This window comes from Ruegeria sp. BI7, from assembly GCF_056537925.1.
On sequence record NZ_JBQFSK010000003.1, the window covers coordinates 266,098 to 280,889 of the forward strand.

At 55.2% G+C, this 14,792-nt stretch carries 14 protein-coding genes; 5 read left to right on the forward strand and 9 right to left on the reverse strand.

Annotated elements, in window-relative coordinates:
* Positions 1–7: 7 nt before the first annotated feature.
* Positions 8–2,623 carry a DNA mismatch repair protein MutS gene (mutS, locus tag ACR0JB_RS10795; RefSeq protein ID WP_170397006.1) on the forward strand — a complete coding sequence of 872 codons (2,616 nt, stop codon included), beginning with the start codon at positions 8–10 and terminating at the stop codon, positions 2,621–2,623.
* Positions 2,624–2,653: 30 nt separating this feature from the next.
* Here the strand turns inward: mutS and ACR0JB_RS10800 are convergent, their stop codons facing one another.
* Together ACR0JB_RS10800 and hrcA are read right to left on the reverse strand one after the other, a co-directional pair.
* The gene (locus tag ACR0JB_RS10800; protein ID WP_170349562.1) at positions 2,654–3,217 is read right to left on the reverse strand and encodes a nucleotide exchange factor GrpE; all 564 of its coding nucleotides are present in this window, start codon (positions 3,215–3,217) and stop codon (positions 2,654–2,656) included.
* Between the two features lie 10 nt (positions 3,218–3,227).
* Positions 3,228–4,292, reverse strand: a complete 1,065-nt coding sequence (gene hrcA, locus ACR0JB_RS10805) for a heat-inducible transcriptional repressor HrcA (protein ID WP_170361045.1) — start codon at positions 4,290–4,292, stop codon at positions 3,228–3,230.
* A 112-nt stretch (positions 4,293–4,404) separates the two neighbouring features.
* On the opposite strand from hrcA, the gene rph reads away from it, so the two are divergent.
* The 4 genes from rph to ACR0JB_RS10825 are packed head-to-tail and all read left to right on the forward strand — an operon-like array spanning position 4,405 to position 7,230.
* Positions 4,405–5,118 carry a ribonuclease PH gene (rph, locus tag ACR0JB_RS10810; RefSeq protein ID WP_170396846.1) on the forward strand — a complete coding sequence of 238 codons (714 nt, stop codon included), beginning with the start codon at positions 4,405–4,407 and terminating at the stop codon, positions 5,116–5,118.
* Positions 5,115–5,729, forward strand: coding sequence for an RdgB/HAM1 family non-canonical purine NTP pyrophosphatase (gene rdgB / locus ACR0JB_RS10815; protein ID WP_170396848.1), 615 nt, complete (start codon positions 5,115–5,117; stop codon positions 5,727–5,729). The genes rph and rdgB overlap by 4 nt, the downstream gene beginning before the upstream one ends.
* Positions 5,719–6,873, forward strand: a complete 1,155-nt coding sequence (hemW, locus tag ACR0JB_RS10820; RefSeq protein ID WP_170361049.1) for a radical SAM family heme chaperone HemW — start codon at positions 5,719–5,721, stop codon at positions 6,871–6,873. Before rdgB ends, hemW begins: the two co-directional genes overlap by 11 nt.
* Positions 6,874–6,876: 3 nt before the next feature.
* Positions 6,877–7,230: a YbaN family protein gene (locus tag ACR0JB_RS10825; RefSeq protein WP_170349840.1), complete on the forward strand. Its 354-nt coding sequence runs from the start codon at positions 6,877–6,879 to the stop codon at positions 7,228–7,230.
* On the opposite strand, the gene ACR0JB_RS10830 is transcribed toward ACR0JB_RS10825, so the two are convergent.
* The 7 genes from ACR0JB_RS10830 to ACR0JB_RS10860 form a co-directional block, all read right to left on the reverse strand.
* Positions 7,220–8,113 (reverse strand): ParB/RepB/Spo0J family partition protein, encoded by an 894-nt coding sequence (locus ACR0JB_RS10830; RefSeq protein WP_170361051.1) that lies wholly within the window; start codon positions 8,111–8,113, stop codon positions 7,220–7,222. The genes ACR0JB_RS10825 and ACR0JB_RS10830 overlap by 11 nt on opposite strands.
* Before the next feature lie 20 nt (positions 8,114–8,133).
* The gene (locus tag ACR0JB_RS10835; protein ID WP_170349556.1) at positions 8,134–8,937 is read right to left on the reverse strand and encodes a ParA family protein; all 804 of its coding nucleotides are present in this window, start codon (positions 8,935–8,937) and stop codon (positions 8,134–8,136) included.
* Positions 8,930–9,544: a 16S rRNA (guanine(527)-N(7))-methyltransferase RsmG gene (gene rsmG, locus ACR0JB_RS10840; protein WP_480789913.1), complete on the reverse strand. Its 615-nt coding sequence runs from the start codon at positions 9,542–9,544 to the stop codon at positions 8,930–8,932. Before rsmG ends, ACR0JB_RS10835 begins: the two co-directional genes overlap by 8 nt.
* Complete coding sequence (gene mnmG, locus ACR0JB_RS10845; RefSeq protein ID WP_480789914.1) at positions 9,541–11,409, reverse strand: tRNA uridine-5-carboxymethylaminomethyl(34) synthesis enzyme MnmG; 1,869 nt, start codon at positions 11,407–11,409, stop codon at positions 9,541–9,543. The genes rsmG and mnmG overlap by 4 nt, the downstream gene beginning before the upstream one ends.
* Positions 11,410–11,421: 12 nt before the next feature.
* A complete protein-coding gene (mnmE, locus tag ACR0JB_RS10850; protein ID WP_170396853.1) occupies positions 11,422–12,708 on the reverse strand; it encodes a tRNA uridine-5-carboxymethylaminomethyl(34) synthesis GTPase MnmE in 1,287 nt (428 codons plus the stop codon).
* 30 nt (positions 12,709–12,738) lie between these two features.
* On the reverse strand, positions 12,739–14,010 hold the full coding sequence (gene rho / locus ACR0JB_RS10855; protein ID WP_170396855.1) for a transcription termination factor Rho: 1,272 nt from the start codon (positions 14,008–14,010) through the stop codon (positions 12,739–12,741).
* Positions 14,011–14,132: 122 nt separating this feature from the next.
* Positions 14,133–14,582: a CopD family protein gene (locus ACR0JB_RS10860; RefSeq protein ID WP_170396857.1), complete on the reverse strand. Its 450-nt coding sequence runs from the start codon at positions 14,580–14,582 to the stop codon at positions 14,133–14,135.
* Between the last annotated feature and the right edge of the window lie 210 nt (positions 14,583–14,792).

A 14,792-nucleotide genomic window follows, 5' to 3' on the forward strand; every position in this document is an offset into this window, starting at 1 on the left:
CACGCCGATGATGGCGCAATATCTCGAAATCAAAGAGGCCCACGCCGATGCCCTGCTGTTCTACCGTATGGGCGATTTCTACGAGATGTTCTTCGAGGATGCCATCAACGCAGCCGAGGCGTTGGATATCGTCCTGACCAAACGCGGCAAGCATAACGGCACCGACATCCCGATGTGCGGTGTGCCTGTTCATTCCGCCGAAGGTTATTTGCTGACCCTGATCCGCAAAGGCTTTCGCGTGGCCGTCTGCGAGCAGATGGAAAGCCCGGCCGAGGCGAAGAAAAGAGGCTCTAAGTCGGTGGTAAAGCGCGATGTCGTGCGTTTGGTGACACCCGGCACATTGACCGAAGATGCCCTTTTGGAAGCCCGCCGCCACAACTTTCTGGCCGCCTATGCCGAAGTGCGGGATGAGGCCGCCTTGGCCTGGGCTGATATCTCTACCGGGGCGTTTCACGTAATGCCTTTGACAACCGTGCGGCTGAGCCCCGAACTGGCACGGCTTGCCCCGTCCGAGCTGATCGTTGCCGACGGATCGGAACAGGCTTTGCAGGAACCAGTCCGTGATTTGGGAATTTCGCTAACCCCCATCGGCCGCGCCAGTTTTGACAGCACGGCCGCCGAAAAACGTATTTGCGGATTGTTCCACGTGGGCGCTTTGGATGCGTTTGGAAATTTCGGTCGGGCCGAGGTTTCGGCAATGGGTGCCTTGATCGACTATCTTGAGATCACGCAAAAGGGCAAACTGCCCCTGCTGCAGACCCCCTTGAAGGAATCAGAGGATCGCGTTGTCCAGATCGACGCCGCCACACGCCGCAATCTTGAACTGACCCGGTCCTTGTCGGGTGGTCGCGCCGGATCCCTATTGTCGGTGGTCGATCGCACCGTCACTCCGGGCGGGGCAAGGTTGCTGGAACAGCGCCTGTCCAGCCCCTCGCGCAATCTGGACGTGATCCATGCCCGGCTGGATGCTGTGAGTTTTGCAGCTGAGGACAGCTTGACCGCCTCAGACCTGCGCGATGCCCTGCGCAAAACCCCCGATCTGGACCGCGCCCTGTCGCGCCTGTCGCTGGAACGGGGTGGCCCGCGTGATCTGGCCGCCATCCGCAACGGAATGACGCAGGCAGCTGCTATTGCAGGTATCTGTGACACACAGGATTTGCCGGTTCTGCTGGCCACCGCAGTGCAGAACTTGATCGGGTTTGACGATCTTTTGACCTTGCTGGACGCAGCCCTTGTGGCAGAACCGCCCCTGCTGGCCCGTGACGGCGGTTTCATCGCTCCGGGCTTTGACACTGAACTGGATGAGGCCCGTACGCTGCGCGACGAAGGCCGATCCGTCATTGCGGGATTTCAACAGAAATACGCAGAACACACCGGCATTGCTTCGCTGAAGATCAAGCATAACAACGTGCTGGGTTATTTCATCGAAACCACGGCCACCCATGCCGAGAAGATGCTGAACCCGCCATTTTCTGAGACCTATATCCACCGCCAGACCACTGCCAATCAGGTGCGCTTTACGACCGTCGAACTGTCCGAGATCGAAACCCGCATCCTGAACGCCGGTAATTTGGCATTGGAAATAGAAAAGAGGCTCTATCAAAGGCTTTCTGACGAGATTCTGGCCCTCGCTGCTCGTCTCAATCAAGCCGCCCGAGGGCTCGCCGAGCTGGATTTGACCACCGCATTGGCCGATCTGGCGCGCGGAGAAAATTGGTGCCGTCCCCAGGTCGACACATCGCGCGCCTTCCACGTGCAGGGTGGACGTCATCCGGTTGTGGAACACGCGCTGCGCCAACAAAGCGGCGATGCCTTCATTGCCAATGATTGCGATCTCAGCGCGGATCAGGGCGCGGCGATCTGGCTGCTGACCGGTCCCAACATGGCGGGTAAATCGACTTTCCTGCGTCAGAACGCCTTGATTGCCCTGCTGGCCCAGATGGGCAGTTATGTTCCCGCTGAACAGGCGCATATCGGTGTGGTCAGCCAATTGTTCAGCCGCGTCGGCGCATCCGACGATCTGGCCCGAGGCCGTTCAACCTTTATGGTGGAAATGGTCGAGACTGCCGCCATCCTGAATCTGGCCGACGACCGCGCGCTGGTGATTCTCGATGAAATTGGCCGTGGCACGGCCACCTATGACGGCCTGTCCATCGCCTGGGCCACGCTGGAACATCTGCACGCCGCCAACCAATGCCGCGCGCTGTTCGCCACCCACTACCACGAACTCACCGCCCTGGCCGGCAAGTTGGAGGGTGTCGACAACGCCACCGTGGCAGTCAAAGAATGGGAAGGTGAGGTTATTTTCCTGCACGAAGTCCACAAGGGGGCCGCCGACCGCTCCTATGGGGTGCAAGTCGCGCAGCTTGCCGGTCTGCCCGCATCGGTGGTGGATCGAGCCCGCGTCGTACTGGACCAGTTGGAAAAAACCGAACGCGAAGGCGGCAAACAAAAGGCGCTGATCGACGATCTGCCGCTGTTTTCCGCCGCTCCGCCGCCCCCGCCACCTGCACCCAAGGCATCGCCGGTCACGGATATGCTGGACGACGTGCTGCCTGATGAGCTGACCCCGCGCGAGGCGCTGGACCTGATTTATAAACTGAAAGAGGCGGCCAGATCCTGACCGCCTCAATAAATTTGGTTTTAAAGCCGCTTAGCTTGCAGGTGTCGACGACACACCCACTTGCGCCGGTCGCAGTAGACGATCATGCAGCATGAAGCCTTCGGCCGATACCTGAATGATGTCACCGGCGCGGGTTCCAGGAACCGGCGCTTCGAACATCGCCTCATGCACGTTTGGATCAAATCGATCACCAACCTCGGGCGTAATCACTTCGATACCGTGCTTTTGGAACACATCCTTCAGCGCCCGCATAGTCAGCTCGATCCCTTCCAGCAGACCAGCGGCCACTTCTTTTTGCTCATCGGTCGCAGCTTCGAGTGCGCGCTTCATGTTGTCGTAGACCGGCAGCATATCACGCGCCAGTTTCGAGCCACCGTATTGTTCGGCATCGCGCCGCGCTTTGTCGCCACGCTTACGGGCGTTTTCCGCGTCCGCCAGCGCACGCATGAATTTGTCCTTGTAGTCGTCGCGCTCCGCGCGCAACTCATCCAGCTCTAGCGCTTCATCGCTGAACTCAGCGATTTCTTCAGCCAGCTCTTCAGCTTCAGCCATTGCGATATTGTCCAGAAAATCTTCGTCCTTGGGCTCTGCCATCTCTTACCCTCTAGCTCCGGTCGGATATCAGCTTGCCGACCAGTTGCGCCGTATAATCCACGATCGGTACGATCCGTCCATAATTCAGACGCGTGGGCCCGATGACCCCGACCGCACCAATTATCTTTCGATCAGCGTTCATATATGGAGACACCACCAAAGAGGAACCCGAAAGTGAGAAAAGTTTGTTCTCAGAGCCGATAAAAATGCGCACACCCTCGCCTTCTTCGGTCAATTCAAGGAATTCCGCGATGTCTCGTTTGCGTTCCAGATCATCAAACAGAGAGCGGATTCGGTCCAGCTCCTCAACTTCACCCGGTTCACCCAGCAGATTCGCCCGCCCGCGCACAATCAGACGAGCCGAGTCGCCCCCATCCCCGTCCCAAGCCGCCATGCCGCTTTCGACCATTTCCCGTGCCAGCACGTCGATCTCTTGTTTACGCGCGTCAATCTGCGCCTGCATCTGACGGCGCACTTCGCCAAGCGTGCGGCCTTCGATCAACGCGTTCAGGAAATTCGCCGCTTCACGCATCGAACTGGGTGTCTGCCCCGGTGGCGGTGTAAACAGGCGGTTTTCAACGTGCCCGTCAGCAAAAACCAGCACCACCAATGCACGGTCATGAGCTAACGAAACAAATTCGATATGCTTGATCTCGGATTCTTGCTTGGGCGTCAGAACTAGAGACGCACCATGTGTCACGTGTGACAAAGCTGAACCCACACGGTCCAACATCCCGCCTACATCGCCCGCGTTAGAGCCTAATGTTTCATCCAGTTTCTGTCGGTCAGCGGCACCCAGATCACCGACCTCAAGTAACCCATCAACGAACATCCGTAACCCTTGTTGCGTGGGAATCCGACCGGCACTGACATGCGGGCTGTCGAGCAAGCCCAGAAACTCCAGATCCTGCATCACGTTGCGCACGGTGGCAGCGCTGACTTTTTCCGACAACGTGCGGGTCAGGGTGCGGCTGCCAACGGGCTCACCGCTGTCCAAATAGCTTTCGACGATCAGCCGGAACACCTCACGTGACCGGTCGTTCATCTCGTTCAGAATTTTGCTCGCTTCGCTCATCAGCGGTCCCCTGCTGGGCCGTCATTAAATCGCAGGCATATGAAAGGTCAATCGGGGTTGCATCGTAAGCCATGAGGGCGTTATCCCCAACCCAGCAAACAAAGGATTTTCCATGCGACCCTCAGGACGAGATTTAAGCGAAATGCGCACCGTTTCAATCGAAACGGAGTTCACCAAACATGCCGAAGGTTCCTGCCTGATCAAAATGGGTGACACCCATGTACTGTGCACCGCCACGATCGAGGATCGCGTACCCCCCTTCATCAAAGGCTCGGGTCTGGGTTGGGTCACGGCTGAATATGGCATGCTGCCCCGCGCAACCAACACCCGGATGCGGCGCGAGGCGGCGTCGGGCAAGCAAGGTGGTCGCACCGTGGAAATCCAGCGCTTGATTGGCCGTGCCCTGCGGGCTGGCGTTGACCGGGTTGCCCTGGGCGAACGCCAGATCACTGTGGACTGTGATGTGATCCAAGCCGATGGGGGCACTCGTTGTGCTTCGATCACTGGTGGTTGGGTTGCACTGCGGCTGGCGGTGAACAAACTGATGAAGGCCGGGGACGTAATCTCGGATCCGTTGATAGACCCTGTTGCAGCGGTTTCTTGCGGTATTTATGCCGGCCAGCCCGTACTGGATCTGGACTACCCAGAGGACAGCGAAGCAGGCGTAGACGGCAATTTCATCATGACCGGCTCGGGCAAACTGATCGAAGTGCAGATGAGCGCGGAAGGGTCCGTGTTTAGCCGCGCGCAGATGGATCAGCTAATGGATCTGGCCGAAAAAGGCGTGGCCGAGCTGGCCGCAGCCCAGAAAGCCGCAACCGCATGACCCGCAAGTTCGACGGCGACAGGCTGCTGGTGGCCACGCATAACAAGGGCAAGCTTGAGGAGATGAAACATCTCCTTGAACCCTTCGGCGTGACCATTGTTGGCGCGGCTGACATGGACCTGCCCGAACCGGAAGAAACTGAGGACACGTTCGTCGGCAATGCCCGGATCAAGGCCCATGCTGCCGCCCAGACCACTGGCCTGCCTGCCCTGTCGGACGATTCCGGGATTTCCATTGATGCGCTGGATGGCGCTCCGGGTGTTTACACCGCCGATTGGGCCGAAACCGGTGACGGTCGCGATTTCTTGATGGCCATGACCCGCGCCCATGATGAGCTAGAGGCGAAAGGCGCCGCCCATCCACGCACGGCGCAGTTCCGATGCACTCTGGTACTGGCCTGGCCCGATGGGCATGACGAGGTATTCGAAGGCATCGCCCCCGGTCACTTGGTCTGGCCCATCCGCGGCAAGGACGGGTTCGGCTATGATCCAATGTTTGTCCCGGACGGGTACGACATTACCTTTGCCGAGATGGATCGCTGGGAAAAGAACAAGATCAGCCATCGCGGCCGCGCTGTGGAAATGTTCGTGAAGGGCTGCTTTGGCGGATGATTGGCGCAACGGGGGCTTCGGCCTGTACGTGCATTGGCCTTTTTGCGAGGCCAAGTGCCCCTATTGCGACTTCAATAGCCATGTTTCACGTAATATCGATCAAAAACAATGGCTTAATGCATATTTGGATGAGCTGCGCCGCACGGCTGCCGAAACACCAGGCCGGGTTTTAAACACGATCTTTTTCGGCGGCGGCACGCCGTCGTTAATGGACCCAGACACTGTCGCCGCTGTGATCGATCAGGCCCGCGCCCTCTGGCATCCGGCCAATGACATGGAAATCACGCTTGAGGCCAATCCGGGCTCGGTCGAGGCTGGCCGTTTTGCCGCATATCGGGACGCCGGGGTGAACCGCATCTCGATGGGGATTCAGGCGCTTAATGACGAAGATTTGCGTCGATTGGGTCGCATTCACACTGTGGCTGAGGCACGTTCTGCCTTTGATATTGCCAGAAATTGCTTTGATAGGGTCAGTTTTGACCTGATCTACGCCCGCCAACACCAAACCCCCGAAGACTGGCGAGCCGAACTGACCGAAGCCCTTTCGATGGCTGTCGACCACCTGTCGCTGTACCAACTGACCATCGAGAACGGAACCGCCTTTGGGGATCGCTATGCCGTTGGTAAACTGCGTGGCCTACCCGAAGATGACAGCGCTGCCGACATGTATTTGGAAACACAGGACATCTGCGAGGCACATGGCCTGCTGACCTACGAGATTTCCAACCACGCACGCCCCAGCGCTGAATCACAGCACAACCTGATCTATTGGCGCTATGGCGACTATGTCGGCATCGGGCCTGGTGCCCATGGGCGCGTCACCTTGAATGGTCAAAAACTGGCTACAGAAACCTACCTGTCCCCAAACGCTTGGTTAACTGCCGTCGAAAAAGGCAGCGGAGAAAAAGAACGCTCTCCCCTAACAGCGCAAGAGCAGGCCAAAGAATACCTTATGATGGGGTTAAGAGTTGTAGAGGGTCTAGATATTGATAGGTATAATGCCCTGGCAGATCACCCGTTGCCGCAGGACAAATTGGCCGATCTAACAGAATTTGGAATGATCAAACAGACAAATGGCCGATTGATTGCCACCAAAGATGGGCGCGCCGTTTTGAATGCGGTGATCCGGGAACTTTTGGGATAGATGATGCAATATGTTTGGGCCACCCTGGGTTTGATTTGCGTTGGCTTCGCGGTGGTCGGCATCGTTCTGCCCTTATTACCTACTGTTCCCTTTTTGCTGCTGGCCGCGTTTTTCTTTGCACGGTCGTCTTCTCGCCTGCACAACTGGCTGATTACACATCGCACTTTCGGCCCGTTGATTGTTGACTGGCAAACGTCCGGCGCTATCCGACCTGGGGCAAAAAAGGCGGCCACCATTTCGGTTGCCGCCGTGTTCGGGCTATCGGTTCTGTTGTCCCTGCCGTCTCATGTCCTGATCATTCAGGCCGTGGTTTTGGGCGCGGTGATGCTGTTTATCTGGACCCGGCCTAACGGCTAAGCTTGGCGCACAGATCGTCCAACTGATCCAGGTTTTCATAGGTCAGCACCACTTGCCCGGTTTCTGTTCCAGCCTTGTGATTGATCGCAACTTTCATCGCCAGAATTGCCGACAGGTCTTTTTCCAAGGCTCGAGTATCAGCGTCTTTACCCGCATCCAGATTCCGGGAACGCGGGGCAGCTTTCGCCGGATCTGCCTGTTGTTTTTTCACCAGCGCTTCGGTTGCGCGAACCGAAAGCCCATCCCGTACTACGATTTTCGCCAGTTCTGATGGGTTTTCGGCCGTTATCAACGCTCGTGCGTGCCCAGCAGACAGCTTACCTTCGATGACCAGCGTCTGAACGTCCAAGGGCAACGACAGCAAGCGCAATAGGTTCGCAATATGACTGCGGCTTTTCCCCAAGGCTTCGGCCAACTTCTCTTGAGTATGCCCGAAACGGTCCATCAACTGCTTATAGCCAGCAGCTTCTTCGACCGCATTCAGGTCAGCCCGCTGTATGTTTTCGATAATGGCGACTTCCAACACCTCTGTGTCGTCAAACTCACGCACAATAACCGGAATATCATGCAACTGCGCCATCTGAGCAGCGCGCCAACGCCGTTCCCCGGCTACGATTTCATATCCACCATTGCTGATTTCCCTCACAATCAGCGGTTGAATAATGCCCTTTTCTTTGACCGAGGCTGCCAGTTCATCCAATTGATCCGCTGAGAATGTACGGCGCGGCTGGTTTGGGTTGGCCTGCAGCTTTTCAATCGGAACTTTCATGTCCGGACGACGCGGTTCTGTAGTCACCAGACCTTCGGCTTCCTGCGTTACATCTGCCATCAGGGCAGATAGTCCCCGGCCCAAACCTCTGGGTTTTGATTTTTTGACGGCCACTGCGCCCTCCTCACTGCCGCTCAGGCAGCGGCATTTTTGTTCTTGTGAATGACTTCACGCGCCAAATGTCGATATGCCATCGCACCCAACGATCCCGAGTCATACTGCAAGACCGGCAAGGCGTATGACGGCGCCTCACTGACCCGCACATTTCTGGGTATCTTGGTTTTAAATACCATCTCACCCAGATTGTCACGTGCATCCTTTTCAACCTGGCGAGACAAGTTGTTGCGGTTGTCATACATGGTCAACACAACACCTTCGATTCTCAGGTCCGGATTCGCAGTTTGCCGGACCTCTCGGATCGTCAACATCAACTGCGAAAGCCCCTCCAGTGCAAAGAATTCACTTTGCAGGGGAACCAGAACGGAATGGGCCGCTACCATCGCATTCACAGTCAGCAAGTTCAGAGATGGCGGGCAGTCAATCAGCACAAAATCAAGCTCAAACTGGTCGATCGAGGTCTGGCGCAAGGCGTCATGCAACAAATAGCTGCGTTTTTCATTGGAAATCAGTTCGATATCCGCCGAGCTTAGATCAACGGTTGCCGGTATTACCAGCAACCCGCCAATTTCTGTCTCTTGTACCACAGCTTCAAGCGGTGCATCGTCCAGGATCAAATCGTATGTGGTCCAATCCCTGTCCTCAACACCCAAACCGGTTGACGCGTTCCCCTGCGGATCCAGATCCACCACAAGAACCCTGCTTCCTGCTTCTGCCAAACCGGCCGCAAGGTTGATCGCAGTTGTTGTTTTTCCCACCCCACCCTTTTGATTGGCGACCGCAATTATCCGGGGCCCTGAGGGACGAGACAGATCAACCACGCGATACTCCTTTGATCCTTAGAATAACAGCTTGGGGCTCAGTTAAACTTGTAATCGGCTCGCAGTCGAAATTCCATTCCTTGCGCGCGTCATTCAGCTCTTTTTTCCAGCTTGCGCCTTTCGGCAACAGCGCCGTACCGGACTCTTTTAAATGCCTGTCACAAAAGGACAATAACGTGGGCAGATCCGCAAGGGCACGGGCAGACAAAATATCCGCATTTAGAAAGTCTACGGATTCGATCCTTTTTGAAACAATAGAACAGTTTGCCCCGCATTCCCGTGCAACGCTACGCAGAAAGGCAGATTTACGCTGATCGCTTTCTACAAATGTAAATCGCGCCTCTGGCGCTTCCTCTATAGCCATGATCGCGCAAACCATGCCAGGGAAACCACCGCCGCTGCCCAAATCTACCCAATTATGGAACACATCCGAACACCGGTATACCTGCACTGAATCCAGAATATGCCGTGACCAGATGTCAATCAGGCTGTTGCGCGACACCAGATTTATCTTAGGATTCCAGCGCCGAACCAGCTCTACATAGGTTTCAAGACGGCTAAATGTTTCACGTGAAACATCTAAACCTTTAAATACCTCATAGCTCATGCCTTTCGGACCTTTTGCTCTCGCCTCAACTTGGCCAGCAGTAAGGTCAAAGCGGCGGGCGTCACGCCCTCTACCCGCCCGGCCTGAGCAATATTGATCGGCTTTGCCTCAGACAGTTTTTGTTTCATCTCAGAGGATAGGCCTTCCAACGCCGAATAATCGAAATCGCGTGGTATTTCATAGGATTCATCGCGTTTCATGGCTTCAACGTCTTTTTTCTGTCGCTCAATATAGTTCGCATAAAGCGCATCCCGTTCGACCTGGCTTCGGATATCTTCCTCAATATCTTGCAAACCCGCCTCAAGCGGAATCAGATCATTGAACGTAACATCAGGAAAAGCCAGCAAAGCCATGCCATCTCGGCGATTTCCGTCCTGATTGACTTTGATTCCAACTGCACGGACCTCCTTTGGTGTATAAGTCCGGTCTGTCAGTATTGACTTGGCAGCTGTAAGTTTCTCTATCTTTTCATGAAATCTTTCAGCCCGCGTATCACCAACACATCCAAGGTCAATTCCAAGAGGTGTTAATCGCTGATCAGCGTTATCAGCCCGAAGAGACAACCTGAACTCTGCCCGAGAGGTGAACATCCGATAAGGTTCTGCAACCCCTCGCGTAGTCAAGTCATCGATCATAACGCCTATATAGCTGTCAGCACGCGTGAAATGAACGGGTTCCCGATCCAGGACAGCGAGTGCTGCATTCAAACCAGCGACAAGCCCTTGTGCGGCTGCTTCTTCATATCCTGTAGTCCCGTTAATTTGTCCGGCAAGATATAGCCCCGGGGCATCAGGCAAGGAAAAGGACGACGTCAGAACACGGGGATCAATATAGTCATATTCAATTGCATAGCCCGGTTGCAGGATCTCCGCCTTTTCCAGACCTTTGATCGACCGCACATAATCATGCTGGACGTCCTGCGGAAGCGAAGTTGAGATCCCGTTTGGATAGATCGTGTGATCATGGATCCCTTCAGGCTCAAGGAAAACCTGATGGGATTCTTTCTCGGCAAACCGAACAATCTTATCCTCAATCGAAGGGCAATATCTGGGCCCGACCCCATCAATATGACCGCCATACATTGCCGACCGTGACAGATTTTTTTCAATTATCTCATGTGTACGCGCATTCGTATGCGTAATTCCGCACGAGATTTGGGGTGCGACAGTTGACTCAGACAAAAACGAGAATAGCGTCGGATCTTCGTCTCCATCCTGCTGCTCTAGATCTGACCAATCAATGGTTCGACCGTCCAACCGGGGTGGTGTACCTGTTTTCAATCGCCCCATTGGAAGGTTTAAGCTGTCCAATCGCTCTGCCAGTTTGACAGAAGGTCGGTCCCCCATTCGCCCGCCGGGTCGGGAAACGTCTCCGATATGAATCACACCGCGCAGAAAGGTCCCGGATGTAAGTATCACGGCCGAGGCATGAATCTCGGACCCATCTGCCAATTGTATTCCGACGATACGAGGTCCATCTGTCAGAAAATCTGTGACCTCCCCGACCACCACGGATAAATGCTCTTGCGCCTGTGTCACTTTCTGCATGGCATCACGATACAGTGACCGGTCTGCCTGAGTTCTTGGGCCCTGCACAGCAGGCCCTTTGCGGCGATTCAGCAATCTAAATTGAATACCGGCCTGGTCCGCAACGCGGCCCATGACACCATCCATCGCGTCGATTTCGCGAACCAGGTGGCCTTTCCCCAAACCCCCAATGGCAGGATTGCAGGACATCACTCCAATATCGGACGCAGACAGCGTCACCAATGCCGTCTCAACCCCCATGCGTGCAGCGGCATGGGCGGCCTCGGTTCCGGCATGTCCGGCGCCAATCACAACAACATCGAACTTTGAATGTTTCACGTGAAACACTCCTTACTTACCCAGGCAGAAACTGGAGAATATTTCATCCAAAAGGTCTTCGACCCCTATTCTGCCGACCAATGTTTCAAGGGCGCGGATAGCCGTCCGCAACTCTTCTGCCGCGATATCATACAGGTCCGGGCCTGATTCCAGAACTGTCATCGCCGCGACCAAAGCTGCCTTGGATTCATTCAGTGCGACTCGGTGGCGTTCACGGGTTGCAATACCATGGCTTGTGGATCTCTCACCCAATACACACGATATATGGGAAATTAGCTGATCAATTCCATGACCGGTTTTCCCGGAAATCCCGCCCTTATCGTCCCCGCGCAGGTCAGATTTCGGAAAAAGCTGAATGTCACCTTCGACCATGGGAACACCAAGGTCTGACGGGTCTTCGGTCAGAAATACCCGCAAATCAGCCGCGTCCGCACGTTTACGGGCCAGCTTAATCCCAAGGTTTTCAACGTGATCTTCGGTTTCGCGCAACCCTGCGGTGTCCAGCAAAGTCACAGGCAAACCACCGAGATCCATGCGAACTTCAATAACATCACGAGTTGTGCCGGCATATTCCGACGTGATCGCGGCCTCTCGACCCGCCAACGCATTCAGCAAGGTCGACTTGCCTGCATTTGGAAGGCCAACAATGGCAACTTCGAACCCGGTCCGGATACGTTCGGCAATTTTTACACCGTCCGCTTCGCGTTGCAGGTCTTGCATGACTCCGGTCACCAATGTGCAGACCTCAGGTGTCACGTCGGTTGGAACCTCTTCATCGGCGAAATCTATCACGGCTTCCAGCAGAGACGCCGCCCGGATCAGGTCACGGCGCCAGCGTTCGGCCAAGCCACCCAGCTCTCCGGCCAAAATGGTCTGGGCCTGTTTACGCTGCGCCTCGGTTTCGGCATCGATCAGATCGGCCAGACCTTCGACCTGCGTCAGGTCCATCTTGCCGTTTTCCAATGCACGGCGCGTGAATTCCCCGGGTTCCGCAAGCCGCAACCCAACCGTATCGGACAAATTGCGCATTAGCGCATTAACCGAAGCCGTGCTGCCGTGTATCTGCAACTCTGCGACGTCTTCACCGGTAAAGCTCGCCGGGGCCTGGAAGGTCAGAACTAACCCATCATCCAAGCGCGACCCATCAGCTGCACACAAAGACCGAAGCCGCATACCGCGGGGCGGTAGCGGGCTGCCGGTCAGGTCGGCTGCGGCTGAATGCGCCAAAGGACCCGAGAGGCGGATGACCGCCACCCCTGCTTTACCCTGGGCGCTGGCCAAGGCGAATATCGTATCCATTCGAAGGCCTCGCGTCGGTTAAGACCTGTATCAGGTATTCATCGAGTCGAAGAACTCACCGTTAGTTTTGGTCTGCTTCAACTTAGACAGCAGGAACTCGATCGCATCAGTGGTGCCCATCGGGTTCAAGATACGGCGCAGAACAAAGGTCTTGGCCAGATCACCTTTGTCGACCAGCAGGTCCTCTTTCCGGGTGCCGGATTTAAGGATGTCGATCGCCGGGAACACGCGCTTGTCTGCGATCTTACGATCCAGAACGATTTCCGAGTTACCCGTGCCTTTGAATTCTTCAAAGATCACTTCATCCATCCGGCTACCGGTATCGATCAGCGCGGTTGCGATGATCGTCAGCGATCCACCCTCTTCGATATTCCGCGCAGCACCAAAGAAGCGCTTGGGCCGTTGCAGAGCGTTTGCATCCACACCACCGGTCAGAACTTTACCGGATGATGGGACCACAGTGTTAAACGCTCTACCAAGTCTTGTGATCGAATCGAGAAGAATAACAACATCTCGTTTATGCTCGACCAAACGTTTGGCTTTTTCGATCACCATCTCCGATACGGCGACGTGACGCGTTGCCGGCTCGTCGAAGGTCGAGGACACAACCTCACCCTTTACCGAGCGCTGCATGTCAGTCACCTCTTCGGGGCGTTCATCGATCAGCAGAACGATCAAATAGCACTCCGGGTGGTTCTGTTCGATAGAATGCGCGATGTTTTGCAAGATCACCGTCTTACCAGTCCGCGGCGGCGCCACGATCAAAGACCGCTGTCCTTTACCGATAGGTGAGACCAGATCAATCACCCGGGCCGACTTATCTTTGATGGTGGGATCTTCGATCTCCATCTTCAGACGTTCATCGGGATACAAAGGCGTCAAGTTGTCAAACAGGATCTTGTGTTTGGCTTTTTCAGGCTCTTCAAAGTTGATCTTGGTGACTTTGATCAGCGCGAAGTACCGCTCGTTCTCATCCGGTGCCTTGATATCACCTTCGACCGTATCCCCGGTGCGCAGCGAATGCTGACGGATCATATCCGGTGAAACATAGATGTCATCTGGGCCCGGCAGATAGTTCGCTTCGGGTGAACGTAGAAAACCAAAGCCGTCCTGCAGCACTTCAAGCACGCCATCACCGCCAACGGTCCAGCCGTCATCGGCGCGTTCACGCAGAATCTGGAACATCATCTCGCCCTTGCGCATGGTCGAGGCGTTTTCGATTTCCAGCTCTTCGGCCATCGCCAGAAGGTCTTTGGGGCTTTTGGCCTTAAGGTCAGCCAGATTCAGGGTGTCAGTTGTCATGATATATACCTTCGCCGCAGGCATCGCGGCACGAAGTGGAATTTCAGTACGGAAGATACGCCGCCCGGACGGGCGTGTTGATCTCTACATAAGCGCGGCTGACTGCGGAGTCAAACAGGCCCTCAGAATTTCAAAATGACCGCCAGAACGATGGCAACCATTAAAATGGTGGGAACCTCATTCATCATGCGGTACTGGCGCCCAGTGAGCGTATTTAGGCCCTCTAAGAAGTCTTTGCGCCGCGCCATCAGCCAGTGATGGAACCAGGTCATGCCGATCACGGCAGCACCTTTAATCCAGGGCCATGCAAAATCCCAACCGACAATGCCTGGTGTGAACACCATGATCAGGCCACACACCCACGCCACGATCATTGCCGGGCGCATAATCACGCGCAGCAGCTTTTCTTCCATTTCAAAGAAAATGGTTTCAGCACCATCGACGGCTTGCGCCTTTTCTACGTGATAGACGAACAGTCTGGGCAAATAGAACAAACCGGCCATCCATGAGATCACGGCCATGATATGTAAAGACTTCACCCACGGGTAAATCGTGAAAAGAAGATCGGTCATCCTGGCTCCGGGCGTTGCTCGGAACTCTCCCTAATAAAAAAATAAGAAAAGAAAAAGGAAGATGGTTTTGTAGGGTGAACAAAATTCGTGGATTACTTTTTTACACATGTGTTTTCCCCAGGTGGACATTTTTACGCGTCAAAGCGATGATTCTGTTAATAGTGAAAATAAAATAATTAAATCAGCGTGTTAAGGTATGTCTGCAAAAGA